At 68.7% G+C, this 26,202-nt stretch carries 24 protein-coding genes and 3 pseudogenes; 13 read left to right on the top strand and 14 right to left on the bottom strand.

Annotated features, from left to right (window positions below):
• Positions 1 to 58: 58 nt before the first annotated feature.
• Both U5771_RS17470 and U5771_RS17475 read left to right on the top strand, forming a co-directional pair.
• On the top strand, positions 59 to 2,365 hold the full coding sequence (locus tag U5771_RS17470) for an ATP-binding protein (protein WP_322025132.1): 2,307 nt from the start codon (positions 59 to 61) through the stop codon (positions 2,363 to 2,365).
• 374 nt (positions 2,366 to 2,739) lie between these two features.
• Complete coding sequence (locus U5771_RS17475) at positions 2,740 to 3,345, top strand: DUF4142 domain-containing protein (RefSeq protein WP_322025133.1); 606 nt, start codon at positions 2,740 to 2,742, stop codon at positions 3,343 to 3,345.
• Between the two features lie 81 nt (positions 3,346 to 3,426).
• Here U5771_RS17475 and U5771_RS17480 read toward each other — a convergent pair whose 3' ends face one another.
• Complete coding sequence (locus tag U5771_RS17480; RefSeq protein WP_322025134.1) at positions 3,427 to 3,915, bottom strand: PRC-barrel domain-containing protein; 489 nt, start codon at positions 3,913 to 3,915, stop codon at positions 3,427 to 3,429.
• A 94-nt stretch (positions 3,916 to 4,009) separates the two neighbouring features.
• The gene (locus U5771_RS17485; RefSeq protein ID WP_322025135.1) at positions 4,010 to 4,441 is read right to left on the bottom strand and encodes a CBS domain-containing protein; all 432 of its coding nucleotides are present in this window, start codon (positions 4,439 to 4,441) and stop codon (positions 4,010 to 4,012) included.
• Between the two features lie 124 nt (positions 4,442 to 4,565).
• Between U5771_RS17485 and U5771_RS17490 the strand changes: the two are divergent.
• Positions 4,566 to 4,773, top strand: a pseudogene (locus tag U5771_RS17490) (hypothetical protein); the annotation flags it as partial.
• A gap of 238 nt (positions 4,774 to 5,011) precedes the next feature.
• Here the strand turns inward: U5771_RS17490 and U5771_RS17495 are convergent.
• On the bottom strand, positions 5,012 to 5,365 hold the full coding sequence (locus tag U5771_RS17495; RefSeq protein WP_322025136.1) for a hypothetical protein: 354 nt from the start codon (positions 5,363 to 5,365) through the stop codon (positions 5,012 to 5,014).
• A 453-nt stretch (positions 5,366 to 5,818) separates the two neighbouring features.
• Here U5771_RS17495 and U5771_RS17500 point away from each other — a divergent pair, with 453 nt between their 5' ends.
• Both U5771_RS17500 and U5771_RS17505 read left to right on the top strand, forming a co-directional pair.
• Positions 5,819 to 7,024, top strand: coding sequence for a glycosyltransferase family 9 protein (locus tag U5771_RS17500; RefSeq protein WP_322025137.1), 1,206 nt, complete (start codon positions 5,819 to 5,821; stop codon positions 7,022 to 7,024).
• Positions 7,025 to 7,184: 160 nt separating this feature from the next.
• Positions 7,185 to 7,574, top strand: a complete 390-nt coding sequence (locus tag U5771_RS17505) for a BON domain-containing protein (protein ID WP_322025138.1) — start codon at positions 7,185 to 7,187, stop codon at positions 7,572 to 7,574.
• 67 nt (positions 7,575 to 7,641) lie between these two features.
• Here the strand turns inward: U5771_RS17505 and U5771_RS17510 are convergent, their stop codons facing one another.
• Complete coding sequence (locus U5771_RS17510; RefSeq protein ID WP_322025139.1) at positions 7,642 to 8,133, bottom strand: PRC-barrel domain-containing protein; 492 nt, start codon at positions 8,131 to 8,133, stop codon at positions 7,642 to 7,644.
• Between the two features lie 387 nt (positions 8,134 to 8,520).
• Between U5771_RS17510 and U5771_RS17515 the strand changes: the two genes are divergently transcribed.
• From U5771_RS17515 to U5771_RS17525, 3 genes are all read left to right on the top strand, one after another.
• On the top strand, positions 8,521 to 8,826 hold the full coding sequence (locus tag U5771_RS17515) for a hypothetical protein (RefSeq protein ID WP_322025140.1): 306 nt from the start codon (positions 8,521 to 8,523) through the stop codon (positions 8,824 to 8,826).
• A 284-nt stretch (positions 8,827 to 9,110) separates the two neighbouring features.
• Complete coding sequence (locus U5771_RS17520; protein ID WP_322025141.1) at positions 9,111 to 9,422, top strand: hypothetical protein; 312 nt, start codon at positions 9,111 to 9,113, stop codon at positions 9,420 to 9,422.
• A 472-nt stretch (positions 9,423 to 9,894) separates the two neighbouring features.
• Positions 9,895 to 10,200, top strand: a complete 306-nt coding sequence (locus U5771_RS17525) for a DUF3005 domain-containing protein (protein ID WP_322025142.1) — start codon at positions 9,895 to 9,897, stop codon at positions 10,198 to 10,200.
• Between the two features lie 4 nt (positions 10,201 to 10,204).
• Here the strand turns inward: U5771_RS17525 and U5771_RS17530 are convergent, their stop codons facing one another.
• On the bottom strand, positions 10,205 to 11,524 hold the full coding sequence (locus tag U5771_RS17530; protein ID WP_322025143.1) for a cation:proton antiporter: 1,320 nt from the start codon (positions 11,522 to 11,524) through the stop codon (positions 10,205 to 10,207).
• Between the two features lie 33 nt (positions 11,525 to 11,557).
• Entirely contained in the window at positions 11,558 to 11,914 is a 357-nt protein-coding gene (locus tag U5771_RS17535; protein ID WP_322025195.1) for a DUF3175 domain-containing protein, read from the bottom strand.
• A gap of 289 nt (positions 11,915 to 12,203) precedes the next feature.
• On the opposite strand from U5771_RS17535, the gene U5771_RS17540 reads away from it, so the two are divergent.
• On the top strand, positions 12,204 to 12,524 hold the full coding sequence (locus tag U5771_RS17540; protein ID WP_322025144.1) for a hypothetical protein: 321 nt from the start codon (positions 12,204 to 12,206) through the stop codon (positions 12,522 to 12,524).
• A 124-nt stretch (positions 12,525 to 12,648) separates the two neighbouring features.
• Here U5771_RS17540 and U5771_RS17545 read toward each other — a convergent pair whose 3' ends face one another.
• Positions 12,649 to 13,413 carry an endonuclease/exonuclease/phosphatase family protein gene (locus U5771_RS17545; protein ID WP_322025145.1) on the bottom strand — a complete coding sequence of 255 codons (765 nt, stop codon included), beginning with the start codon at positions 13,411 to 13,413 and terminating at the stop codon, positions 12,649 to 12,651.
• Positions 13,410 to 15,640 (bottom strand): annotated as a pseudogene (locus tag U5771_RS17550) (VTT domain-containing protein). Before U5771_RS17550 ends, U5771_RS17545 begins: the two are co-directional and overlap by 4 nt.
• Between U5771_RS17550 and U5771_RS17555 the strand changes: the two are divergent.
• Together U5771_RS17555 and U5771_RS17560 are read left to right on the top strand one after the other, a co-directional pair.
• Positions 15,527 to 15,835: a hypothetical protein gene (locus tag U5771_RS17555; protein WP_322025146.1), complete on the top strand. Its 309-nt coding sequence runs from the start codon at positions 15,527 to 15,529 to the stop codon at positions 15,833 to 15,835. The pseudogene U5771_RS17550 and the gene U5771_RS17555 overlap by 114 nt on opposite strands.
• Before the next feature lie 97 nt (positions 15,836 to 15,932).
• Positions 15,933 to 16,142, top strand: coding sequence for a hypothetical protein (locus tag U5771_RS17560; protein WP_322025147.1), 210 nt, complete (start codon positions 15,933 to 15,935; stop codon positions 16,140 to 16,142).
• On the opposite strand, the gene U5771_RS17565 is transcribed toward U5771_RS17560, so the two are convergent.
• Positions 16,136 to 16,282, bottom strand: coding sequence for a DUF3096 domain-containing protein (locus tag U5771_RS17565; protein WP_322025148.1), 147 nt, complete (start codon positions 16,280 to 16,282; stop codon positions 16,136 to 16,138). The two genes, U5771_RS17560 and U5771_RS17565, sit on opposite strands and share 7 nt — an antisense overlap.
• A gap of 248 nt (positions 16,283 to 16,530) precedes the next feature.
• Between U5771_RS17565 and U5771_RS17570 the strand changes: the two genes are divergently transcribed.
• Positions 16,531 to 16,707, top strand: coding sequence for a CsbD family protein (locus tag U5771_RS17570; protein WP_322025149.1), 177 nt, complete (start codon positions 16,531 to 16,533; stop codon positions 16,705 to 16,707).
• Positions 16,708 to 16,924: 217 nt separating this feature from the next.
• Here U5771_RS17570 and U5771_RS17575 read toward each other — a convergent pair.
• A pseudogene (locus U5771_RS17575) lies at positions 16,925 to 17,209 on the bottom strand (poly-beta-1,6 N-acetyl-D-glucosamine export porin PgaA); the annotation flags it as partial.
• On the opposite strand from U5771_RS17575, the gene U5771_RS17580 reads away from it, so the two are divergent.
• On the top strand, positions 17,205 to 17,396 hold the full coding sequence (locus tag U5771_RS17580) for a helix-turn-helix domain-containing protein (protein ID WP_322025196.1): 192 nt from the start codon (positions 17,205 to 17,207) through the stop codon (positions 17,394 to 17,396). The pseudogene U5771_RS17575 and the gene U5771_RS17580 sit on opposite strands and share 5 nt — an antisense overlap.
• A gap of 84 nt (positions 17,397 to 17,480) precedes the next feature.
• Here U5771_RS17580 and treY read toward each other — a convergent pair whose 3' ends face one another.
• The 4 genes from treY to glgX are packed head-to-tail and all read right to left on the bottom strand — an operon-like array spanning position 17,481 to position 26,198.
• Positions 17,481 to 20,126, bottom strand: coding sequence for a malto-oligosyltrehalose synthase (treY, locus tag U5771_RS17585; protein WP_322025150.1), 2,646 nt, complete (start codon positions 20,124 to 20,126; stop codon positions 17,481 to 17,483).
• Complete coding sequence (gene malQ / locus U5771_RS17590; RefSeq protein WP_322025197.1) at positions 20,123 to 22,216, bottom strand: 4-alpha-glucanotransferase; 2,094 nt, start codon at positions 22,214 to 22,216, stop codon at positions 20,123 to 20,125. The genes treY and malQ overlap by 4 nt, the downstream gene beginning before the upstream one ends.
• Positions 22,195 to 23,985 (bottom strand): malto-oligosyltrehalose trehalohydrolase, encoded by a 1,791-nt coding sequence (treZ, locus tag U5771_RS17595; protein WP_322025151.1) that lies wholly within the window; start codon positions 23,983 to 23,985, stop codon positions 22,195 to 22,197. Before treZ ends, malQ begins: the two co-directional genes overlap by 22 nt.
• Positions 23,982 to 26,198, bottom strand: a complete 2,217-nt coding sequence (glgX, locus tag U5771_RS17600) for a glycogen debranching protein GlgX (RefSeq protein WP_322025152.1) — start codon at positions 26,196 to 26,198, stop codon at positions 23,982 to 23,984. Before glgX ends, treZ begins: the two co-directional genes overlap by 4 nt.
• Between the last annotated feature and the right edge of the window lie 4 nt (positions 26,199 to 26,202).

The raw sequence follows: 26,202 nt of genomic DNA on the forward strand, positions 1-26,202 counted from the left end.
TTGTCGACGACGATGATAGCCGGCCGCGCGGGGCTGCGCGGCGAGTGGAGGCAATGCGATGATCCGGTATTCAGGGACGCCCGCCCGAAATTGCGCAGTCGCAATCATGCTGGTGGCAGCCGCGACCGCGCTCCAGGCGGTCGCGATCCGGCTTGGCGGGGTGAACCTGACGCTGCTGCTGTACGTCCCGATCCTTGCGCTCGTCGCGTGGGCGACCTCCTTCCGGTTCGGGCTGATCGCGACCTTCGTGAGTGGCGTGCTGGTCTGGACGCTGTTCCTGTCCGATCCGTCGGCCTACACGTTGCCGTTGCCCGAGCGGCTCCTGCGGCTCTTCACGTTCGTTTCGTTCGGATCGCTGGCGTGCGCGATTGCGTCGGCGCTGCGCGGCGGGCAATCCTTCCATCATGCACGGCTGCGTCGCGAAACGGCCGCGCGCCGGCAATTCGAGACCGTGCTGAAATCGCTGACGCTGGGTGTGCTCGCGAGTGACAGGCAAGGTCGGCTCACCTACATGAACGAACGGGCCGCCGAGCTGGTCGGTTGTGTGCGGGACGACGTGCAGGGCCGGCGCATGAGCGATGTGCTACGGGTGTATGACAGCGATGGGCGGCGCGTGCCGCTTACGTCGCTCGAGCGCGCACTCGAAGGCGACGATGGCGCGGTGACGGCGCACCACTGGCTGCACACCGGGGGCGGTGAGGCGCCGCTGCCGATCGTGGGTACCGCGTCGCCGATTCGCGACGCGAACGGCAACCTCGACGGGGCCGTCATGGTGTTGCGCGATGCACGCGGGGAACGCGTGAGCGACAAGGCGAACCGGATGCTGCGCGCGGTCGTCGACGCGTCGCCGGACGCGATTGTCGGCGTCGCGGCCGACCGCCGGATCGTCAGCTGGAACCCTGCCGCGCGGAGAATGTTCGGTCACGACGCGCGCGACGTGCTGGGGCGCGACGTGGCGATGCTGGTCGCGGCACGCTGGTGGCGGCGAGCTGAGGTTGCGGAAGCGTTCAACAACATGCGCAGTGCGATCGGCCCCATCGACCTGCTGTGCATCGCGCGCGACGGCGAGCGGTTCCGGGCGACCGTCGAAGCGGAACCGGTGCGGGACTTCGCACGCGATCAGGTCGCGCTGTCGATGACGCTGCGGCCTTCCAGCGATCAGCGCCAGCGCGATCGCCGCGCGCGGCGCACACTGCGCGGTGCGCGCAACGCGCGCAAGCAGGCCGACACGTCGAACCGGATCAAGGATGAGTTGATCGCGACCATGTCGCACGAGCTGCGCACGCCGCTCAACGTGATCTACGGCTGGATCGAGGTATTGCGCCGTTCCGGCGATGCGAGCCTGCAGCAACAGGCGATCGACGCAATCGACCGCAGCGCGCGGTCGCTGTCGCGGATGGTCGGCGACATCCTCGACGCGTCGTCGCTCGCGACGGGCAAGCTGCGTCTTGACGCGATGCCGGTCGATCTCGTGCGTATCGTCGCCGACGTCGCAAGCACGTTCCGCTCCGCGGCAGACACGGACGGCATCGTGCTCGAGATGGACTGCCCGCTGAACGTGTGTGTCGTGACGGGCGACGGAGATCGTCTGCGGCAGATGCTGTCGAATCTCGTGTCGAACGCGCTGAAGTTCACGCCGCATGGCGGGCGCATCAGGGTCGGCCTTGCGTGGATCAACGCAAGTGCCGTGCTGACGGTCGAGGATACGGGGCAGGGCATTGCCGAGGATTTCATGCCGCACGTGTTCGAGGCGTTTCGACGTGCGGACAATTCGCCGGCGTCGTCGCGCCGCGGTCTCGGTCTCGGACTGTCGATCGTCCGTCACATCGTGGAGTTGCATGGCGGCTCGGTGTCCGTGGCAAGCAACGGGCGTGACCGCGGTACGACGTTTACGGTAACGCTGCCGGGCGGCTGGCGACCGATCGGTCCGATGGCGTGGGCGGCCGCCGGATCGGCGGACATCGGCCGTCCGCCGGCGATGCTCGGCGGGCAGCGCGTGCTGGTGGTGGACGACGACGCCGCGACGCGCTCGAGCCTGTCCGCCGCGCTGGCGGCGCTCGGCGCCGAGGTCGATGTCGCGTCGTCAGGCCGCGAGGCGCTCGCGCAGGTCGCGCGCCAGTGCCCGACCGTCGTGCTGTCCGATCTCGCGATGCCCGACGGCGACGGATTCTGGCTGCTGGAAGCATTGCGGCGCGATTCGCAACCCGACGTGCACGACTTGCGCGTCCTGGCCGTGACGGCCCATGCGGGGCTGGCCGACGAGCGCCGCGCACTGGCGGCGGGATTCGACGGCTATCTATGCAAGCCGGTCGACCTGCAGCAGCTCGCACAGGCGATCGCGCACGCAAACAGCGGCGCCGGCTGAACGGCGCAAGCGGCATGCCTGTCGCGCGGCGCACACGATGTCCAACGAGCGCGCCGAAAAAATTGCCACGAATCGGCCCGAAAACGGCGTTGGATCGCGCGCAGGGGCGCGTTGCATGCCGGTGTGAGGCATGCAACTTGCGGCACCTTGACCAGATCGGCGCGAAGCCGGCATGACGAAGGGAGGTCACGATGAAAGCGAGACAATTGGAAGCATGGACCGAACGACGAGGCGCGCGGCGTGCATTCACGTGACCGCGTTGCAACCGTGGCGTCCTGCCACGATCATTCGGCGACCTGATGACGGTCACACCGGAGCCGGTCTTGGCTCCGTTCATTCCGCCGACGTAGGCAGCCACGTCAAGGAGATATCGAATGAAGTCCGGCATCCAGATCATCGCGGTGCTGGCGGCCGGCGTGCTTGGCGTGGCCGCCGCCGCACATGCGCAAATGCCGAGCGAGCCGCCCGCATCCGGTTCGTCGGTGCCGCGCGGCATCATCAATCCGTCGCCGGGGCCGGACGACGCGCGAATCGCGCGGCCTCCGCGACGCACCGACGCCGAATTCGTCGACATGGCCAAGCTCGCCGGCAAAAGCGAGATCCAGGCGAGCCGGCTCGCACTCGAAAAATCGTCGTCGCCAGACGTGCGTGCATTCGCGAAGCGGATGGTCGACGATCACCGCAAGGCGAACGAGCGGTTGCAGCAGCTCGCCGCGCGCAACGGTGTGTCGATGCATGCGGGGCGCATCGTCGATCCCGACGTCGAAGCGTTGCGCGACAGGAGCGGGCGGGATTTCGACGTTGCGTACGTTGCCATGGTCGGGCCCGACGCGCATCGCAACGCGATCCGGCTGTTCGAGGACGAAGCACGGGACGGCCGCGATTCCGACCTGCGCGCGTTCGCGGCGGCAACCCTGCCTTCGCTCCGGCACCATCTGACGATGGCACAGGCGCTTGCGCGCAAAGTGGGCGCGCGATAGCGCGGTGGCCGGCGTGCAACGCGCACCAGAAAGCGGCGTCCGGCGAACCGCCGTGTCGATGCAGCCGCAAGCGTCCCCGCGTCAGTGCCGGCCTTCACCGCGCGCCGGCTCGTCGGGCGGCACGTCGCCGTCCGGACTGTCGAGGCCGGGAGCGTCGCCGCCCGAGTGTGCCGTGCTGCCGTAATGCTTGTGAATCCAGCTGGCCCACCGGGGATCGGCCGTTGCCGGCCAGTGATCCTTATCGAAGCCCGATGCGCTGCGAAGCTGTTCCAACGACACCGGCAACAGGAAGCATTGACGCTCGGTGTCGAGCGTGAGCGCGCTCCATGGGATGGCGAGCAGCTTGTCGCCAATCCCGAGCCGGCCGCCGCTCGACAGCACAGCATAGGCGATACGACCGGAACCGACGTCGAGCATGATCTCGCTGATCTTGCCGACATCGTCGCCGACGGTCGTCAGCACCGTGTTGCCCGTGAGCGTACTGGCGGCCATGACGTCGGGGCCGGGGCCGCGCGCAGTTTCGAGTCCCTTGCGGATGATCAGGGTGCGGCCTGGGTCGCGGGTGTGCATGACAGTCCTCCTGGCTGGCGCGGAGCCGGCCCGTGTCGGGCGGTGTGTCGCGCGGGTGCGTGAGTCGAGCGGCGCGAAGAAGCGCGGCGCGCGGTCACTTCCGCTCCGGCTGCGATATGCCTTCGAGCGTATTCGCGACCTCGTCGCGCGAGGCCGTATCTGCGCGCGTCGCGATGTCGCCGAGCGACAGCATGCCGACGAGCCGGTTGTAGCGATCGACGACCGGCAGCCGATGCAGTTGCGCGGTGGCCATGTATCGCTGGACTTCGTCCAAGGCATCGTCTTCGAAGCAGAATTCGATCGGCCCCGACGCAACTTCATGGACGCGCGTCTCGGGCGGCTTGCCTGCGCAAACCGCGCGCACCACGATATCGCGGTCCGTCACCACGCCGACGAGCCGGCTGTCGTCGCAGACCGGCAGCACGCCGACGTCGTAGCGCTTCATCAGTTGCGCGGCATGGCGAATCGTATCCGTCGACGCGACGTGCACGACATCCCTCGACATGATTTCGTTGACGAGATGCATGGCATGCTCCTTACGGACAGGTGCAGTCGGATCAGCAAGCGGCATGCCTCGGCGCGTGTCGCCGCGTCGGCACGACACTTGCACCGATCGACTGCATCCTGCAACGAGGACCCATCACGGAACGATCGAGGAACGGCCGGCCAACATGCTGCATATCGGCTTCCAGGCCGACGGGCGTTCGGCCGCGCTGACCGTGACGTTCGATGGCGACGCGTTCGCCGCGCTCGGGCAGTGGGGACATCGAACGGCAGCGGCCCGCGCTGAAACGGATTCCGGCCGAGTTCGCCGAGATGATGGCGCGACGCGGCCCGACCGCCTGTGCGGGCGAGCTTCGTTGGCCGGCTACCGGTCCTGCTGCACACGCAATATGCGCGACCGGCACCGGACTGCCGGCCGCGCGCACGTTACAGCGACGTTGTAAAAAAACGCACGCCCGTTGCGGGACATAGTGCGGCAACGCGCCAGGTCGAGCGTGTCGCGAAAACATGAGGCACCGCGACGGGAAGCACGGCGCCCCGAACCTGGGCGCGACTTCACGTGCCGCGCGTTGTTCCGGCGGTTCAGCCGCCGTCATTGGCCCTTTTGCAGCGTATCCGGTGGTGGCTCCGGCGGGGCGCCGCTCGGGGTTGCAGGATATGTGCCGCCCGGTGTCATCGTGTTGTGAGCGGCGCCGGTCCCGATGCCTCGTCCGCCGCCGGTCGCGGTGCCTCCCGGGCTGCCGTAGCCGCTCCGGTCATTGGAGGGTGCGGTGGGTGGCGGAACCGTGGTGTCGCCCGTACCGGCCGGGTTGACTCCGGCGCTCACGCTGTTGCCGCCGTCAGCGCTCCCGGCAACGCCGCCGCGGCCAGCCTGCGTGCACGCGCCGCCTGCGAATGCCAGCACCAGTGATGAAACAATCAGATTTTTCGTCAAGGTTTTCATCATCCAATCCTCCCGAATCAGGGTTGCGCTGTGCGTCTGTCGACAACGCATGACCCGCACCGACGATGCAACTGGAACACGCGCAACGCCCGTGCCTCGGTGACACGAATCCGGGCATGAGGAATGCGCTCGCTGGATGACGCCGCCCTTTTTCGGGAATGCCAATCAGCGGCTTTTGCACGGTCGCCATAAGAGAATGCCGCGATGCCTGCGGGTCCGCCGCGTGAAGTCGATGCTGCCGCGCACGCGCATTTGCGGTGGTCAACCCGCGCGGTAATCGCTGGATCCCGGGAAGCGATGCGCGTCTCGACCAGCACGGCTTGTTCCGAGCTTCCAGGAGGCGCACGTGAATCGGACCGTTGACCCAGCCAGTAGACCGCTCGCCGGCAGGAACGCATTCACGGCGGGTGGCGGGCGCGGCCTCGGCGCGATGCCGGCTGCTCCGCAGGTGCGCGGATGAATGCCGCGTGGCGCGCCGTTCGGCGCATCCTGTGCATGCGGCTCGACAACGTCGCGGGCGTGTTGATGACGACGCCCGCCATGCGCGCGCTGAAGGAGAGCCGCGAAGGTCGCCATCTTACGCTGCTGACGTCGAGTGTCGCGGCGCCGCTCGCGGACCATCTGCCGATGATCGACGACGTGTTGGCCTACGATGCGCCCTGGCTCAGTCGTCCGGATGAAACGGGCGGCCCGCTCGCCGGTCTCGACCTGATCGCCGATCTGCTGACGGCCCGGTACGACGCGGCCGTGATCTTCACCGTGTACAGCCAGAGCGCGCTGCCAGCGGCGATGATGTGCTGGCTCGCGGGCATTCGTCTGCGGCTTGCGCATTGCCGCGAGAATCCGTTTCAACTGCTGACCGATCCAGTCGCCGAAGCCGAACCCCAGCGGCTGGTGCGTCACGAGGTGGTGCGCCAGATGGCGCTCGTGCGCGCGGTGGGCGCGACAACGCCGGACTGGCGGATCACGTTCGATCCCGGCCATGCCGCGCGACGTGCAATGCGTGATCGGCTGCGCGCGGCGCGGGAGCGCATCGGCACCGCCTTGGGGCCGTTCGACGGGCTCGGACGCTGGCTGGTCGTCCATCCCGGTGCGAGCACGTCGTCGCGTCGCTGGCCCGCCGATCGCTTCGGCGACGCAGCGGCCCGGCTCTCGCCGCTGTTCGACGGCGTCGCGGTCACGGGCGACGGTAACGAGCGCCAGCTCGTCGCGACCGTTTGTGCGCGTGTCGGCGTGCGAGCGGTTCCATTCGCGGGCATATTGTCGATCGGCGAACTTGGCGCGCTGATCGAGGCGGCCAGCCTGCTGATCTCGAACAACAGCGACGCCGTGCATCTGGCCGCGGCGCTCGGTACGCCGGTCGTCGACCTGTATGCGCTGACGAATCCGCAGGACACGCCATGGAAGGTACCGAACCGGGTACTGAACGTCGATGTCCGGTGCCGCTACTGCGATCGCAGCGTGTGCGACCAGCCTGGCCACCCGTGCCTGCGCGGCGTCGGCGTCGACGACGTGGTCGACGCCGCGCGGATGCTGTTGCGCGCGGGGCGGCGGCCCGCGCACCGGCCGTCGAGCCCGGCGCGGGGCGGCGCGCCCGCAGGCGACACCACTTCCGTCATATCCAACGTGATTCCAATCGCATCGGCCTTCACGAGGCGTTGACTCGCGACCTGCATTGCAGCGGATCCGCGCCATCGAGATGGAGAAAGACTGATGAATGCACGCGACGTGCCGCGCATCGCGGTGTTCCCGGGGTGAGGCATGCAACTTGCGGCACCGTGACCAGATCGGCGCGAAGCCGGCATGACGAAAGGAGGTCACGATGAAAGCGAGACAATTGAAAGCATGGACCGATTGGCTGAAGCATCATCCGGCGAAACGGCTCGGCACGACGGTCGCGATCACGGCGGCCGCATTCTGCGCGGCCGCCGCGCCGCACGTAGCGGCGGCCGGCGACAACGATGCGTCGTCCGCGCTGACGACGGCCAGCACCACGATCCGTGACGTGGCGATCACGACCAAGGCAAAGGCGGCGCTCGTGGGCAAGGACAACCTGTCGTCCGGCGACATCCACGTGAACACGCGGCACGGCGACGTCGTGCTGACGGGCAGCGTGCCGGACTTGCAGCAGCGCACGCTCGCCGTCAATACGGTGAAGCAGGTCGAAGGCGTGCAGGAGGTCCACGACCAGCTCACGATCCGGCCCAAATGACGGCGCATGTTGCCACGACGCGCACCGGTGGCACCCAGCTCTCCGGCGACGCGGCAACCGCTGCGTGTCAGCGCCAGCCTTCGTCGCGCCCCGAAGCGTTCGACGGCGCTCCGTCGTTCGGCATATCGGGGACGAAGTCGTCATCGACGCTCCAGTGAGGCACGCTGCTGTAGTAGTCGCGGGTTGGTCCGGCCCATTGCGGATCGACCCGTGCCGGCCAGTGGTCCTTGTCGAAGCCCGATGCGCTGCGCACCTGTTCGGTTGACACCGACAACAGGAAGCACTTGTGTTCGGCGTCAAGCGTGAGTTCGTTCCATGGAATCGCGAGCAGCTTGTCGCCAATCCCGAGCAGGCCGCCGCTCGACAGCACCGCATAGGCGATTCGACCGGAACCGACGTCGAGCATGATCTCCTTGATCCTGCCGGCGTCGTCGCCGACGGACGTCAGCACCTTGTTGCCGGTGAGCGTACTGGCGGCCATGACGTCGGGGCCAGGGCCGCGCGCAGTTTCGCGTTCCTTGCGAATGATGCGGGTTCTGCCTTGGTCGGGGGTGTCCATGGTGATCCTCCTGGCTGGCGCGAATGTCGCCCGTGTCGGGCAGCGTGTCGCGCGGGTGGGTTTCCAGACCGGAGGGATGCACGGCGCGTCGTCGATATACGGCTCCGAACGATGCGTGTGCGTGTCGCCGCGATAGTCCGGCGGCGGCGTCGAATGCGGGCGCGCCGGCCGAGGGCCAACGCGTCGTCGCCGGCGTGGTTGGGTTGGGTCGTGTCGGATGCTCCTTCAGGGGCATGCGTTGGCCGGCGCAACGGACGTTCCCGCGGCGTCACGGGTATGGCGCTTGCGACAGAGGCCCCATCACATCACGACGCCGGCGCCGCGGCCGGCCGCAGGGGCGGGCCGTGCAACGCACGCAACGACGGCCTCGACAAGCAGGAGGGCGCTATGACTTTGCCGAAGCTGACTCATCCGGTGCATTACGAAGTCAATGTATGCGGCGGCGGATTCGATACGGTCAGGGACCGTTTTCAGGTATGGAAGCACGAGCCGCTGGTTTCGCGGCCCGACCGGCTGATGTTCGAGGGCAAGACGGAGGTCCGGCGGCTCGGTGATGCCGGGTTGGACGGTACCGAGGCCACGCGTCGGGCGTTGCAGCGGGCGAGCCGGCCACAGGACGCGTTCGCGCTCGCCGCCCACGCGTCCGACGATGGCCGCGAATGGTGGATCGTGCTGGCCGCCTACGAAGCGTGAGCGCTTCGCGCCGGTTGAAAGTTTTGCAGCGGTCGCCCCAGGTATTTCAACGGGGGGCGGCTTGAGGTTGCAGCTGTGCGGCCTCTCGTCGCGCCGTGCAGGAGGCACGCCGCTTGCAGATCGAAGTCACGCCGTGACGAGGGCAAATCCGCATGGCATCTCAACGCGTGGCGTCGTCGCTCCGATCCTGTCCACCGATGGCCGGCACCGATCCGAACCCCGCACGGGGGCGGTTGCCGCGCGCCGACGCACGTCGGCGCGTCGGCGGGACAGGGAGGTGAACGATGGGCATTTGTGTCGGGGCCGGCATCAAACGCGATATCGCCGAGACGATCGGCCGGTACTTCGACGCGCGCGGCATGGCGTTCCATATCGAGGAGCGTCCGGCCGACGTGCTGTACGTCGGCTTCCGGGCCGACGGGTATTCGGCAGCGGTGACCATCACGTTCGATGAGGACGCGTTCGCGGCATTCGAGCAGTGGAACATCGAACAGAAGCGCCTCGCGCTGAAATGGATCGAGGTGGAATTCGCGGTCATGATCGCCCAACGCAGCCGGACCGAATACGCGGGGAACTTTCATATCGATCGGTTCTGAACGCTGAACGCTGAACGCTGAACGCTGAACGCTGAACGCTGAACGCTGAACGCTGAACGCTGAACGCGGCGTGCGCACGGCCGTTCGGATTTTATGGAGGACTCCGATGAAATCGCATCTGATACACGGCGGCGTTGCCTGGGCGATTGCCGCCGCATGCGGTGTCGCAGCGTGCTCGCAGGCGGGCCCCGTCGAACCGCGTCCTGACGTTGCCTCGCAGCAAAGCGGTGCGAGCCAGACGCTTTCGCGGCAAGACGCAGACGGTCGATACGTCACGCGTCCCGCAACCGGCGCGACTGCTCAATCGCCGCCGACGGACGACCACCTCAATCCGGGCTCGCCGTCGCCGATGTCGTATTGAAGACTGCCGCTACAAGCGGCCTCGCGCATCGCGCTGATCCGCCGCGCGAGTTGCTTGACCGTGTCGCGGGTTCCGGTCCGGCAAACGGGCGCGTCGACGTGGCGGGACAACGTGATCTATTCGAACGCGTCGCTGGGCGACAGCGTCGACGCGCCCGACGAAGGGCTTGGCGGATTCGCGAGCCGGCCGGCGGGCAAGCCTGCCGCGGATCGCACCGCGCGCCGGCTGGCGCGTGCGCCATATGGGCGTGGTGGAGAGCCGGGACGGATGAGTGGTATGGCCCGCAAAGCGATATGTGGTGCCCAAACGTGCCGATCGCTTGTAAAAAAATCAGGGAAACCGGCGGGCCTGCATCTCCGAGACGTCGCGCGGCGCGCAACCGGAGCGCGCGACTTGACCGGCGCCGCACCGTCGTGACGGATCAGTGCCGCCGCGGCCGCCGGTGATAGCGGCGCATCAACGGCGTCGCGGACACCCCGTGCGCGATCACCGACGCGGCAACGACCGCAAGCACCGGCGCCACGAGCGGCCGCACCGCGTCGACGGGCCCGTGCTCGAGCGCGAACGCGAGGTAGTAGAACGAGCCGATGCCGCGGATGCCGAACCATGCCATCAGCCGCTGCTGCGGGTGCGTCGCGCGCGAGCCGGCGAGCGACAGGAGGACCGCGGCCGGCCGCACCACGAAGAACAGGAGGGCAGTCAGCGCTGCCGTGCGCCACGTGATGAGCGGGCCTGGGAGCGTTGCGAGCACGCCGCCGACCATCGTCATCACGACCGCCTCCGCGATGCGCTCGAGTTCGATCGTGAAGTCCAGCACCGATTCGGCCATGTACGCGTGCGCCTTTTCCGGATGTTTCTCGGTGGCGACGACGTCCGCCGAATCGATCTTGCCGATCACCGCGCGCGGCGCACGGTCGCCGCTCGCCTGGTGTTCGACGCGTCGCATCGCGACGCCCGCGGCGAATGTCGCGATAAAGCCGAAAGCATGCGCGAGCTGCGCGGTGCCGAACGACAGCACAATCAGGGCGAGCGCGAAAAATCCTTCGAGACCGAGGGCCTGCGCGTGTCGCGTGCGCAGCCAGCCGATCGTCTTCGTCGTCGCCCAGCCGAGTGTGCCGCCGATCGCTGCCGCGCCGGCGACGCCCCACAGCGCTGCAAGCGCGAACCCGGCGGACAGGGGCGGCACCGGTTGCGTCGCATCGCGATTGCCGCACAGCGCGAGTCCCGCGAGCGCGAACGGCAGCCCGATGCCGTCGTTCAGGCCGCCTTCGCCCGACAGCGCGAAGCGCACGAGGTCGCGGTCGCCGGGGTCGCGCACCTGCACGTCGTGCGCGAGCACGGGATCGGTGGGCGCGAGGATCGCCGCAAGCAGCACCGCGGGACCCCAATCGAGCCCCAGCGTGAACTTCGCGCAGCCGGCAAGGAGCGGCACGGTGACGATCATCGCCACGAACCCGAGTCGGCACGGGACGAGCCAGAGCGGGTCGAACAACGGCACGCGCAGCCGCAGCCCGATCGCGAACAGCGACACGAGCAGCGCGACCTCGACAAGGCTGCGCAGCAACGGCGCGTCGCGTTCGAGGTCGAGGTGCAGCAGCCCCGCGCCGGCCGGGCCCAGCAGCACCCCGAGCAGCAGGTAGATCATCGCCGTGCTGCACGGCAGACGGCGCAGCGCGGAGGTGGCGACGCCCATGCCCATCAGCACCGCGCCGACGATCAGGTACCAGAGGGTTTCGTGCATGTGCGGCCTCCGCACGGACGGCTGCGGGTCGTGTCAGGGCTTGCGGCCGAATGCCTCGCGCAGCTTCCGTTTCGCGCGCTCGAGCGTTGCCCGTCGCGATTTCGGCAGGTTGCGGCCGGCACGGTTGAGATAGACGTTCAGCATCGACATTGCCGACTGAAACGGCGACGCCTTGCGGCGTCCGCTGCGCTCGGCCGAGCGCTTCAGCGACGCCGCGATCGCGCCCGGATCGCCGCGCTTGAACATGTCAGGCTCGATGTCGAGCGCATTGCTGGTACGCGTGACCGCGGCGGACCAACGCCTGCGAGGTCGTGGACCGGCACCGCCACTTCGGCCGGGGCGTCGCGTCAGGCGTTTTCCGTGGCCCTGCGCTGCTGAAGGATGACGCATCGATCGTTCTCCGTCGAAGTGAGCGAAACAGGCTGGCACGGTGGAGTACCGCCGCGTGACGCAATTCACGTGCCGCACGCCGTGCGGTGAGTCAGGCGCGGGGGAGCGGGCACGACGGTTGCGAAAATTCCACCGGATGCGTGTTTCCACGGAGGACATACGCGAACGGTATTCGCAAACCGACCGGGCAACGATCGGGCCCCCTGACGCGTCGACACGCGCACCTTCAAGACGCCGCCGCCGACGCCGCCGACACCGGGATCGATCGGCCAACTCAACGGAGAACATCATGCATTCGAATGCCGAAAGGGAACTGGATACGACGGTCAGCTTCGATCCGGAGACGGGCACGATCACTTTTCATGCGGCGTGGGCCGCGGCCCACGCGGCGCCCGGCGGCGCTCCGGGTCCTGAAATCGAACTCGTATTCGATTGCTGGGCGATGGAGCGCTATGCGAATCTCGATGGCGCCGCACAAGAGCGCGTCCATGTATTGCTGCAAGACGCCGTGCAGCAGACGGTCGAGTACCTGCCCGAGCCGGCGGACGAGTGCAAGCTGACCGTTGAAATCACGGATGAGTTGCTGGATGTGGCGACCCGCCTGCATTGAGGGCGACTCGGCGGCCGACGCGCCTTGCATTCGTTTGAAAAGAGGTCACGCTGACGTGTTCGACGGTGCGTGACGTGCGTGACGTGCGTGACGTGCATGACGTGCGTGACGCGCATGACGCGCATTACGCCGGTACGCCCGTGCCCGCCGGGAGCGGCACGCGCATGCGCGCGACGAGCGGGTAGTGGTCCGACGCCCGGCGGGCCCGTGCGGAGCAATGCACGGCGACGTCGATCAGCAGTTCACCGGGATGGATCCAGATCCGATCGAGCGCAAACAGTGGATAAAGGGTCGGGAATGTGCGCGGCGCGGGCGCGCGTCGGAACCGGGTCGTCAAAGCACGCAGCGCGCGGCCGCGCACGAGCCATTCGTTGATGTCGCCGAGCAGGATCACGGGCATTGCTCCCGTGTCGAACGCAGCGAGCAGGCGCTGCACCTGCTCGCTGCGCTCGGCGGCCGATAGCCCGAGATGGGTTGCCACCACGCGGATCAGGCCGGCGCCGCAATCGATGTCGGCGTCGAGCGCGCCGCGCGGTTCGCGATGGCGGTACGACAGGTCGAGCGTGCGCGCCGCCCGTATCGGGCAGCGAGACAACACCGCGTTGCCGTAGCGCCGTTCGATCGTGTCGATCGTCACGCCGGCCGCCGCATGCAGACCGGTGGCCTCGCGCAGGTGCGCGAGCACGTCGGCGCCGCGCGAGCCGCCGAGCGGCACTTCCTGCAACGCGATCACGTCCGCGTCGAGTTCTTCGATCACCGACGCGATGCGATCGGCCGCCGCCGCATGCCAGTGCCCGAAGCCGCCGCGGATGTTGTATGTGGCGATGCGCAGGTCGCGCGCGCCAGATGGGCACGGCGGGTTCATGGGAGGCGCGCCGGCGAGACTCATGGCAACCGCCGGAGGATCCGCGCCAGCAGGAGCGCCGCGCCGATGAGCACGGCGCCGATCGCTGCGAGCCACACGAATGCCTCCGGCCCCGGATGCGCCAGGGCCGCGCCGAGCTGGTGGGCGAACGTCACGGTCAGCGCGATGCCGGGCAGCATGCCGATCGCGGTGCCGACCAGGAAATCGCGCAGCCCGATGTGCGAAGCGCCTGCGACGAGGTTCACGACCGAAAACGGCGCGATCGGCAGCAGCCGCAGCAACGCCATCGCGACGATGCCGTGCTTGCCGAGACGCTCGCTCAGCCGGTTCGCGCGGGCGCCGGCGAGCCGTCGCACCGCGTCGCGCCCGAGCCGGCGGCCAAGGCCGTAGGTGGCGGCCGCTGCCGCCAACGTGCCTGCGGCTGCATAGGCGAAACCGGGCCACGCGCCGAACACGAGCCCCGTGACGGTGATCAGCAGCGTGATCGGCACGGACAGCGTGGCAGCGACGACGTATCCGATCAGCAGGATCACGGGCGCGACCGGCAGGCGCGCGATGTGCAGCGCCGCATCCGACAGCGTCGCGACGTTCACGTGCGCGGCCAGCGGCGAAAAACGCCATGCGGCGGCGAGCGCGGCGATCAGCAACACACCTGCGCCAGGCACGACGAGACGCGCGGTCAGCGAACGACGCTGGTCCTGCGGCACGAATTCGCGCACGATCCGTTCCGGCTCGATCGGCTGCTCGGGATCGAGTCGCGCGCTGACGGGCACGAGTGCGTCGAGTTGCGGCGCGACAGCCGGGTCCAGCGGCAGCAGCGTGCGGCCGCGCCCCGCGCGCAGCCGCTCGATCGCTTCGTTCGGCCGGGGCGCCAGCGCCAGCGTTTCGGCGACCCGCTCGACGGTCGTGCCGAGATGCTCGGCGAGCAACCGGTCGCGCGTACGCGCGATCGCGGCCCGGATGCGTGCGTCGTCGGCGGCGACGAGCGCAACGTCGCATTCGGTGTCGAGCAGCATCGAGCGATTGTTGAGATTCGCGCTGCCGATCACGATGCACTCGTCGTCGACGATCATCACCTTGCTGTGGACGTTCACCCAATCGCCGTCGAGACCGTCGACGTGCGGATACAGCAGCCGGTAGCGATCGAAGCGGTCGGCCGCGACGAGCGCGGCATGCAGGCGTGCACGCAGCACGCCCATCGTTGCTTCCTGCAGCCAGCCGTCGTGCGCGGGCGGCGCGACCACGGTCACATCCGGCGCGCTCGCGTCGTCGGCGAGGCGTGACGACAGCGTCTCGCGCACGACGGCCGCCGTAAAGTACTGGTTCTCGATGTACAGATGCCGCCGGGCCGCGCGGATCGCGTCGGCGACGAGCGCGCGGATCTGATGGACCGGTTCGCGGCCGCATCGTGCCGGTGCCGTATAGGCGATGCCGAGGCGCACGTCACGCACGTCGACAGGCGTGCCGGGTGCCACGGATCGCTGCCGTCGTCACGGCACCGCTGCGCGCGGATCGCGACGCGGCGCCCGCATGCGTAACGCCAGCGTTGCCGAGCCTGTTCGCCGAGCTCGGCTGCCGCATCGCCGTCGAACATCGCCTGGACGTCGTGAAACGGCCGGTATGACACACCGTCCGCGTCACGGCGCCGCGGCTCGTCGGCCGAATGCGACGGCGTGTCCCAGCGCGCGCGCGTCATGTCGAGCCCGCCGACGAACGCGAGGCGGTCGTCGATCACGACCAGCTTCTGATGATGCGATGCGCCACGTGGATGCGCACCGTCGAGCTGGAACACGATCCCGCGATGGGATTGCCAGGCCGTGCGGTACACGGGCGGCCAGTCGCGCTCGAGCGCGTAGATCATCGCGAAGTCCCACGCGAGCACGTAGATGCGCAGGCGCGGACGGGCCGCCGCGAGCGCGCACAGGAACGCGCCGAGCGGCTCCGGAAAGCCGTCGTTCGCGCCGTCGGGCACGAGGCGCATCCGGCTGTCGAGGTCCCACCCGACGATGAACACGGTATGGCGCGCGCGGATCAGCGCCGCGCGGAGCGTCGCGAAGTAGGCGGCACCGTCGATGAGGGTGGTGAAGCGGTCCGCATGACGGATCGCGTCGCAGTTCCGGCCGCATTCGAGCATGCCGTGGCGCTCCGCATCACGCCGGCCGCCGCCCGTTTCGGCGTCTGGCGCCGCGCGGTCCGGCCCGGACGTCGGGTTGCCGGGCGCTGGGTGTCGCGATTGCGCCGCAGACGTCATGGCACGCCTTCGCTGCCGCTGACCATTGCCGTTACCCCGTCGTTTGAAGTTGAAGCAGGCTCGCACATGGCGTTCCCGCCCCATGGCGTCGCGGCTGTCGATCGGGCCGCCGCGATGGCCTTCTGCGCGTTACAGCGCCGTTGCAAAAAGGCGCACGCGCTTGGGGCGTGCGACCGCCGATCGGCCGCGGCATGACGTTTGCTACGAATGGGTTGGAGGGCGCGGCGCGGGCTGTATCAGGGAGGGGCCGCGGCCCCCCGCCGGACATCGCAACGGCAGGAGCGTGAACCCGGTGCGGATCGAGGACCATGCGCTCATCGGCGATGGCCCTGGCGCGGCGCTCGTCACCTTGGAGCGGCGGTCGAGCGTGTGGAGCGGCCGCAGCCGCTTCACGTCGTCGAAATGGATGGTCTGGGCGGCTGTCGAGAGCGCCTGCCGGTCCACGCGCGCGTTCGGCCATCGCGCAGCGCTCGATGCGCGGCCGTGCCGGGCGACTCAATGAAGGCGGCCTCCGAACAGCCCGAGCAGCCCGATCACGATCAGGTAGATCGCAACGATGTAATTCAGCAGGCGAGGTACCGCAAGGATGAGAATGCCGGCGATCAGCGAAACCAGCGGGCCGGCGCTAGTGAGAACGTTCATGCTTCCTCCGCAGGATTGACAACGAGTGGACACAGCCTGGCTTGCCTCCGGCGCCTGTTGCAACGACTCGAGCCTGGCGAGCTTCAAGCGTTCTGCCGTCACGCCGGCCGTCAACTCGCTGTCCGCAAGCGCGAACGCCTCAACCGGCGCAATCGCCGTACCTGTACCGACGTTTCATCGCGATCGGGGCGTGCGTGGCGGGCCGGTATCCGCCGTTCCGGCATCCGTCGATTTCAAGGAGCAATGTCATGAACAAGGATCAGGTAAAAGGCCGCATCAAGGAAGCAAAGGGCAAACTGAAGGAGGTGGTCGGCAAGGTTGTGGGAAACCGGGTGAGCAGATTGAAGGGCAGGGCCGAACAGGTCGTCGGCAAGACACAAGCGTCGTACGGCGATGTCAAGGAGCGACTCAAGAAGCGGCCGTAGAGTCTGATGCGGACGTCACCCAACCCGCGGCCGACTCGGGTGAAAGTCGGCAACCCGGGGCACGCCGATCGCGCCGCGGCGGCAGCCGGTAGAGGCGACCCGGGTGCCTTGGTGCCGGCAACTCGCACCACCGGCACCAAGGTCGTCGCCGTACAGCGCCCGAGTCGCGTATTCGCCGAGTCGCCGTTCGTGACGACAGGCTCCCGACGGCCGGCCTCTAGAACGGCAGATTGAGCGCCAGGTAGCCCGTCTCCGAGGGCTCACGCGTACCGTCGTAGGCGTGGCTCGCGACTTCGATGCCGTCAGTCAGCGTGATGTCGTGCTTGAATGTCCACGCGTGCTCGAGACGCGCGTTCCAGCGTGCGCTGGTGCCGAACCCTCGCTCGTTGTAGGCGCCGCCCGACACGGAAATGCGCTGTTGCAACGACACGTCGCCCTTCATCCACATCAGCCATTGATGCACGACGGTTGCCGCGACCGCATAGTCGCGGCTCGGACTGAAGTTCGCACGGGAACGCGGACAACCCACTGGCAGGCCAGCCTCGCTTTCGCGCCACGATCAGGAGCGCGTCATGCGTTCGCTCGACAAAGGCCTCTCGGTCAGCGAGGTGGCACGTAAGTTCGGCACCTCGCGTCAAACCGTCATGCGCATAAGGGCGTCGTCCGCGACTGCTGCAACGGAAGACTGACGGTCGCGCCAGAGCGTTTCGCAGCATGACGTGACGTGATGCAATGTTCAAAACGAGCGGCAAGGATCGACACGGGGCGTCATGTCAGCCGGCCGGCACCAACAGCGCGACCGGCAGCGTGCGCAACACGTCGCGCAACCGGAGCATGCCGTCGGATGGCGCATGGATGGATGAAGTCAGCGCATCGCGCCATGCGACGGGCCTGCCTGGCGTTGCCTGCGACGCGATGGCGCTCGACACCGATGGCGCGGCGGGCGACAGGAGGATCGCAGTGTCGCGCCAATCGTGCGGTGGAATGCGAGGCACCGCGCGTCCCGTGAGCCAACGTGCGGCCAGCCGGCTTGCCACGGCGACGACGGCACCGCTCTTGCGGTCGCCGGCGCAACGAGCAAAGGCGATTGCATGGTGAGTCGCGACGCCGGTAACCGGCAGCGGCACATACGAGCCATCTTCGAAACATCGGGCGTGAGCGTGTCGAATCGCCAGCGTGTCGTGAATCAGGCGCAGCTTGATTCGGCCGTCATGCCAATTCGCGAGCCGCTCGTCGAGGTCGGCAAACCGCGACGAATCGCTCATCCGCTCGAGCGCGTCCTGTCGCGCCGCGAAGTCGACCGGCCGACGGTTGTCCGGATCGACGAGGCTTTCATCCCAGAATTCGCATCCCTGGTAAAGGTCGGGTACGCCCGGCGAGGTCATGCGCAGGAAAGTCTGCACAAGGCCGTTGAGCGCACCTGCCGCAGCAATGCCGCGCACGAATGCATCGAGCTCCGCGACGAACGAAGGGGCGTGCAGGATCGCATCGAGAAAGCGGCGGCAGCCCGTTTCATAGGCATCGTCGGGTGCGAGCCACGAGGTGCGCAGCTTGGCTTCCCTGATCGCCTTCAGTTGCCAGGCCGCGATGCGTTCACAAAATGCGTCGATCCCGACAGGCGCCGCGGTGCCGCCGGCAAGTTCGGCGAGCCATGCGGCGGGCCACGCACCGATCAGTGTCTGATAGAGCATCGACTCGTCGGCCGGCGAGGGCGCGAAGCCGGTGTCCAGCGTCGCCCGATACGGCGCATTGTCGTCGCGCCATGTCGATACGATCGCCGCATAGCGCTCGGGAACTTCGCTCAACACGGCCAGACGCGCACGCACGTCCTCGCCGCGCTTGTGATCGTGGGTGGCAGTCGTCAGCAGCGTACGCGGGAAGGTGGCGCCCCGCGCCGCGTTGGCGGCGTGGAAGGCGGCAACGGACATGCCGAGCGTCGCGAGGTCGGCGCCGACGTCGTTGCGCGACAGCGCGCGGGCCCACCGATAGCCGACCGTGTCTTCGACCGATTTCGCCGCGAGCGGCGCGGTGACCTGGGCAAAGCGGATCTGCGCGTCACGCCGGCGCCGGCGCCGCCTCGGCGCCTCGGCGCCGAGCCAGCGGTCGAGCTGGGCGAGCACCGGCCGGTCCAGCGGATGCAATTCGGTCAGTGCGCGTTGCAGCGCCGCCGCGAATACGGCCTCGTCGATCGCGCCGCGCGGGCCGGCAGCAGGATAGGCGCGGTAGACGGGAAAGTGACGCGCCAATGCGCGCACGCACCGCTCGACGGCGGCCGGGCTGACGTCGCACACGGACGGTTCGCGGCTTGCGATATCGTCGAGTACGCTCATCAGCCGTGCGATTTCGCTGCCGAACGTCTCGTCGAGCAGTTGCGCGCGGGCAGCGACGACATGCGCCGCGAGGCTGCGTGCGTCGCCGCTGTGTTCCCGCCAGATCTCGGCGAGCGCTTGTGCGCTCGAGTCGTCATGAAGTACCGCCGCGACGTCGTTCATGAAATCGTATCCCGTCGTGCCGTCCGTACCCCAGGCAGGGTCGAGCGTCTCGCCGGGCATGAGAATCTTCTCGACGATGACATAGGGTTGGCGATGGCCCGCGCGCCGCAGCGCACGGGCCAGCCGTCGGCAATATGCGCCCGGATCGGCCAGGCCGTCGACGTGATCGATGCGTACGCCGTCGATCAGTCCGTCGCCGAACAGGCGTAACAGCAGCGCATGGGTCGCGTCGAATACGGCCGGATCGTCGACCCGGATGGCCGCGAGCGTGGTGATGTCGAAGAATCGCCGCCAGTTGAGTGCATCGCGCCCGAGCGGCCACCACGCGAGCCGGTAATGCTGGCGTTCGAGCAGGGCATGCCAGTCGTCGGCAGAGTGCACCGACAATGCCGCATCGCGCGTTGCCGGCGACAACGGGAACCGCTGCCCGGCATAGTCGACTTCGAGCTTCCCGTCGGTTCCGCGCGCCAGTTGCAGCCGGTTACGCGCGAGCGCGTCGGCAAGCGGCTCGGCGAGCACCGGCAACAGCACCTTGCCGCGCGCATCGATCGCACGGCTCGCCCAGTCGATATCGAAAAACGATGCGTAGCGGCTCGCCCGGCCATGGGTCAGCACGTCGCGCCACCAGCGGTTCCCGGCGCCGATGCCCATATGGTTCGGCACGAAGTCGACGATCAGGCCCATGCCATTGTCGTGCAGCCGCGCGACAAGGCGCCGCAAGGCGGCCTCGCCGCCGAGTTCGGGATTGACGAGGTTCGGATCGACGACGTCGTAGCCATGGCTGGAGCCGGGCTGTGCCGCGAAGATCGGCGACGCATAGATGTGGCTGATCCCCAGTGCCGCAAAATACCCGATCGAATCCTCCGCGGCACTGAACGGGTAGCCGCGGTGAAACTGGAGCCGGAGTGTCGCTGTCGGCCGCGTCATCGCTCCGCCTCGTCGCGCGCCTGTGCGAGCGCCTTCAGCCGAGCGATGACGCAGGCGTCGGCGAGCAAGCGCGGCGCCGCGGCCGGCAGCCGCCGACGCCAGTTCGGGTGTCCCGTCACCACCCCGGGAAGGTTGACCGGCTCGCGCTGGCCGATCGCGTCCTCGAGCGGCAACAGCGCGAGCGGCCCTGGCGTGCGGCCCACGAATGCGGCGATTTCAACCAGCGGCGGCTCGCGCGGCGGTGTCGCCGACCCGCCGTGCGCCAGCCCGGCGTCGCACAGCGCGCGCCACAGCGCGATGCGCGACGTGCGTCGCTGTCGCCGCGCGTCCGGTGCGAGCTCGCCGGGCCCGACGCGCTTGCGCCACGCGATATCGCGGCCGTGCCACCAGCCGGCAACAGTCGGCAGGTCATGCGTGCTGGTTGTCGCGACGGCATCCGCGCGCCACCGTTCGGGCGACGTGAAGTCGTCGCCGTTGCGAGCGAACCAGAGTACGTCGAGGCCGAGCAAGCCGGCCGCGGACAAGTGCGCGCGCAGGTCCGGCGGTACCGTGCCGAGATCCTCGCCGAGCACGATGGCGCGATGGCGCCACGATTCGAGCGCGACCAGCGCGAGCATGTCCTCGAGCGGGTAGTGCAGGTAAGCGCCGTGGGCGGCCGGCATGCCGTCGGGTACGATCCACAGGCGCGCGAGCCCGAGCACATGATCGATGCGCACGCCGCCCGCATGGGCGAGGGCGGCCCGCAACATGTCGATAAACGTGCGGTAGCCTCGCTGCCGCAGTGCCCATGGCGCGAATGTCGACAAGCCCCACGACTGCCCGAGCGGATTGAACGGGTCGGGCGGGGAACCGAGTGCCACGCCGCTCAGCATGTCGGCGGAGTGGCGCCAGCACTCGCTGCCGGCCGGGTCGACGCCGATCGCGAGATCGGCCAGCAGACCGATCGTCATGCCTGCGTCGCGCGCGGCATGCTGAGCCGTCGCGAGGCCCTCCCGCGCGAGCCACTGCAGGAACACGTGAAACGCGACCTCGTCGCGATGTTCACGTGCCGAGCGTTCGACTTGCGGCGACTCGGGCGCGCGCACGTCGACCGGCCAGCGGCGCCAGTCATCGCCATGCTCGCGGCGCAGGCGGGCATGCAGCATCTCGAAGCGGGCATGATGCTCGAGCGATGCGCCGCCCGCGTCGCGGAACGCATTCAGCGACGCGCCTTGCGCCCGGCTCAGCCACTGGTCGCGCCGCGCGAACAGATACCGCAAGACCCGCAGGCGAGCGCGCACCGCCGGCGCCCACGCGACGAGTTGCCGCGATTCCCGTCGGGCGAAACCGCTCGACAGGGCGAGGGACGCCACCGCTTCACGTACGGCAGGCGTGCCGCAACACATGGCCGGATCGACGTGCGCCACGTTGTACCAGACCCGGTTCGACGGCGAGTAGGGGCTGTACTGAGCGGGGCGCGCCGCGAACATCGCATGGATCGGGCTCACTGCGAGCGCTTGCGCCCCGAGCGGCGCGGCCGCTCGCGCCAGCTCGACCAGCGCGCCGAAGTCGCCGAGTCCGCCGTCATGCTCGCGCCGCAGGCCATAGAGCTGCACCGTCAGGCCCCATTGGCGCGCACGATCCGGCAGTTCATGACACCGGGGGGGCGCGACGGCAATCGTCAGGGAGCCGCCGCCAATTTCGAGGCTGTGATACCCGGGCCGGGTCAGCGGCGGCAGCCGCGGCACGTCGCCACCACTGCCTGCGGCGACGTGGCCGTCGTGCGTGTCGCCGTCTTCCCATTGGAGCCGATAGGGCAAGCGGCCCCGCCCGCCGAGCCAAGGCAGCGGCACCGGCTCGCCGCAACGCGCGATCAGCAACGGCGGCGCGTTGACGACGCGTTCCGTCTCACGCAGCCGCGCCGCACTTTCGTCGCATTGCAGGGACGTCATGCACGGCAGCCCGAACGCCGACAGAATGGCGCGCAACGTATCGGCCTCGACCCGGCGTGCATGGCCGGCGGCGTCCTGCCAGTCGATCGCGATGCCGGCCCGCCGGGCCAGATTCGCAAGGGCGTCGGGCGCGGCGTTCATTCCGGCGCCTCCAGCCATGCCACGCAACTGGCCGGCGCCAGCACGCCGGCCGCGAGGCGCTTTGCAGCGTCGGCGGGGGTGCTGCACAGCACCGTGCCCGCCGGGATCGCGGTGCAGCCGACGGCTTGCCCGCGCAGGTTCGCGCACAGGGTCAGCGCGGCGCCGTCGTTCATGCGCCAGCGTGCCCGCACGGCGCCATTGCCGATCGCCTCGGCGCCGAGCGCGCGGGTGCCGGGCAGGCGCGGCACGAGCAGCTTTCGTCGCATCGCCAGCAAGGTCCGATACCAGGCCAGCCATGCGGCGTGCCCCGGCTTGTTCGCGTCGTCCGGCGCGGGGCACGAACGGGTGAACGTGGCGATATCGTTCGGGTCGGGAATCGCCGCTCGCGCAGCGGGGTCGGCAAAGGCGCGCTGGTGCGCGAACTCGGTGCGCCGGCCTTCGCGCACCGCGTCGGCCAGTGCGTCGTGGTAGTCGGTGAAGTAGAGGAACGGCTGCGTGCAGCCCCATTCGTCGCCCATGAACAGCAACGGGATCTGCGGCGAGAGCAGGAGCAGCGCGACAGCCGCGCGCAGCGCCGGTGCGTCGCACAGTGTCGTCAGCCGTTCGCCGTGAGCACGGTTGCCGACCTGGTCGTGATTCTGCAGGAACATCACGAACCCGGTCGACGGCAGCCACGCGCTCGGTTCACCGCGCTGGCGCGCGAGGCGCGGGACCCACTCTCCCTGATAGGCGAACCCGTCGGCGAGGCAACGCGCCAGTCGCGCGGTCGGGTCCTTGGCGAAATCGCCGTAGTAGCCGTCGTGCTCGCCCGTCAGCAGCACATGGATCGCATTGTGCGCATCGTCGTTCCATTGCGCGGTGAAATCGTGTGCAAGCAGGCTCGCCCGGTTGTCCTCGTTTTCGAGCACGAGGTGGATGTGCCGGTCCGGCTCGCGCAGCGCCGTCTCCGCGCGAACCCGGCGGGCCAGTTCGACGAGAAACGACGTGTCGCCGATCGCATGGACGGCATCGAGCCGCAGCCCGTCGAAGCGGTATTCGAACAGCCAGTACAACGCGTTCTCGATGAAGAATGCGCGGACGGCCGGTTGGCTGAAATCGATCGCGTCGCCCCATGGCGTGTGTCGCGATGCGTCGAAGAACGGGGCAGCCAGGCGGCCCATGACGTTGCCATCCGGGCCGAAATGGTTGTAGACGACATCGAGAAACACCATCAGGCCCAGACCGTGCGCGTCGTCGATCAGCGACTTGAGCGCGTCGGGCGAACCGTAGGCGGCTGACGGCGCGAACGGCAGCACACCGTCGTAACCCCAGTTGCGCATGCCGCCGAAGGTTGCGACCGGCATCAGCTCGATCGCCGTGACGCCAAGCTCGGCGAGCCGCGGCAGTTGTGCGGCGACACCCGCGTATCCGCCCAACGCGCCGGCGTGCAGTTCGTACAGAACCGTCTCGTGCCAGGGCCGGCCTCGCCAGGTGGCGTGGCACCAGCGGAATTTCCCGGCGTCGAAGACGATGCTCGCGTCGTGCGGGCCGCCATCCTGGGCGCGCGACGCCGGGTCGGGCAGCGCCGTCCCATCGGCGAGCACGTAGCGGTACCGCGTGCCGGCGGCGCAGGCAAGCACGGCCTCGTGCCAGCCGTCGGCGAGCGGTTTCATCGGCACGCGGGCCTGGCCGTCGACGGCGAGCACCACGGCCGCGTGGCTCGGCGCCCACAGGCGAAAGCGCGTGGTCCCGTCGGGCTGCAGGGCGGCGCCGAACGACAGGGGATGGTGACAGGTGCCGGTCGTCATGCGGTTTCCCCGCTGTCGGACGCGGGCGGCGGCGCGACGTCGCCGGAAGGCGTCGCCGACGCTTGCGCCTGATCTCCCGGCGGCGTGGCACGCGCGGCCTCCGGCGGGCGCGCGTCCTTTCGGATGCAGCCGGTCACGATCGCCAGGCTATGCGCAGCGATCTCGATGGCCGGCGTATGGATCGCATGCGGCGGCGTCTCGGGTCTGGCCGCGGAGATTTCCAGGCGCCAGTGCGCGCCGGGGGCGGGCAGCGTGAACGACAGCGACGTGCCGGCGCCGTTCATCAGCCACAACGCCAGCTCGATATCGCCGTGCGCGTTGCGCGCCGCGCGCCGCATCACGAGCGCGCGACCCTCGGGGTTGTGCCAGTCGTCGGGCGTCAGTTCGACGCCGCGCTCGTCGAACCAGGCGGTGCCCTTGAGGTCCGGCGCGACATCCCGGGTATCGTGCTCGAATTGCTTGACACGCAACAGCGGCATGGCGCGCCGCAGCGCCGTCGCGCGTGCCACGAACGCCGTCAGCGCCGCGCCGTCGGGCGACGCGGCCTGGTTCCAGTCGAGCCACGACAGCGGATTGTCCTGGCAGTACGCATTGTTGTTGCCCGCCTGCGTGCGACCGAATTCGTCTCCGGACAACAGCATCGGCGTGCCGCTTGCCAGCACGTTGGTCAGCAGCAGCGAGCGCATCACACGGGCGCGCAGCGCGCGAATGGCCGGGTCATGCGTCGGGCCCTCGACACCCCAGTTCGCGCTGAAGTTGTCCGGTGTGCCGTCGAGGTTGTTCTCGCCGTTTGCTTCGTTGTGCTTGTGCTCATAAGCGACCAGGTCCGCCAGCGTGAAACCGTCGTGCGCGGTGACGAAATTGATCGAGGCCCACGGCTTGCGATGGCGGCGGTCGAACACGTCGGCCGACCCGAGCAGGCGGGCCGCGAGCTCGGGCCGCATCGCCCTGTCGCCACGCCAGAAGCGCCGTACCGTGTCACGGAAGCGTCCGTTCCATTCGGCGAAGCCGGGCGGATGGTTGCCGAGCTGATAGCCGCCCGGCCCGACATCCCACGGTTCGGAAATCAGCTTGAGGCGCGACAGCACGGGATCCTGCAGGATCGCGTCGAAAAAACCCGCGCCCGGGTCGTAGCCCTTGCTCTCGCGACCGAGCGTGACGCCGAGATCGAAGCGGAAACCGTCGAGGTGGAGCGCTTCGACCCAGTAGCGCATCGAATCCATCACCATCTGCAGTACGCGCGGATGCGACAGGTTGAGCGTGTTGCCGCAGCCCGTATCGTTGATGAAACGGCGCTCGTCGCCAGGTACCAGGCGGTAATAGCTGGCATTGTCGAGACCGCGCCACGAGACGGTCGGCCCGAGTTCGTTGCCTTCGCAGGTGTGGTTGTACACGACGTCGAAGATGACCTCGATGCCGGCGGCATGGAGGCTGCGCACGGCGTGGCGCATTTCATCGAGCCTGCCGCTGGCCAGGTACGCCGGCTCGGGCGCGAAGAAGGCCATCGTGTTGTAGCCCCAGTAGTTGCGCAGGCCGCGCGCAAGCAGGAAACGGTCCTGCATGAACGCATGCACGGGCAGCAGTTCGATCGCGGTGACGCCCAGGCGTTGCAGATGTTCGATCACCCACGGCGACGCGAGCGCTTCGAAGGTGCCCCGCGACGGCCCGCGCAGCGTGTCGAGTTGCTTCGTCAGCCCGCGCAGGTGCGCTTCGAGGATGACCGTGTCGCCCCACGGGATGCGCGGCCGGTCGGGGTCGTCCCAGTGGACGCTATCGTCGACCACCACCGCCTTCGGCATCGCGGGCGCGCTGTCACGCCGGTCGAACGAGAGATCGGCGCGATGCGAGGCGAGACGGTAGCCGAACAGCGCATCGGACCACCGCAGCCTGTTCGTCAGTTGCCTCGCGTAGGGATCGAGCAGCAGCTTGGCCGGGTTGAAGCGGTGACCGTGCGCGACGTCGTAGGGGCCGTAGGCGCGATAGCCGTAGGCGAGGCCGGGGCCCGCGCCGGGCAGGTAGCCGTGCCAGATCTCGTCGGTGCATTCAGGCAGGGCCATGCGCGCCAGTTCCTTGCCGCCACCCACGTCGAAGACGCACAGGTCGATGCGCGACGCGTTTGCCGAGAAGACCGCGAAATTCACGCCGAGACCATCCCAGCGCGCGCCGAGCGGCGCCGCCACACCGGGCAGGAGGTAGTCGGCAAAGCGCACCATCGGC

Source organism: Burkholderia sp. BCC1977, from assembly GCF_905339595.1.
Taxonomy (GTDB): domain Bacteria; phylum Pseudomonadota; class Gammaproteobacteria; order Burkholderiales; family Burkholderiaceae; genus Burkholderia.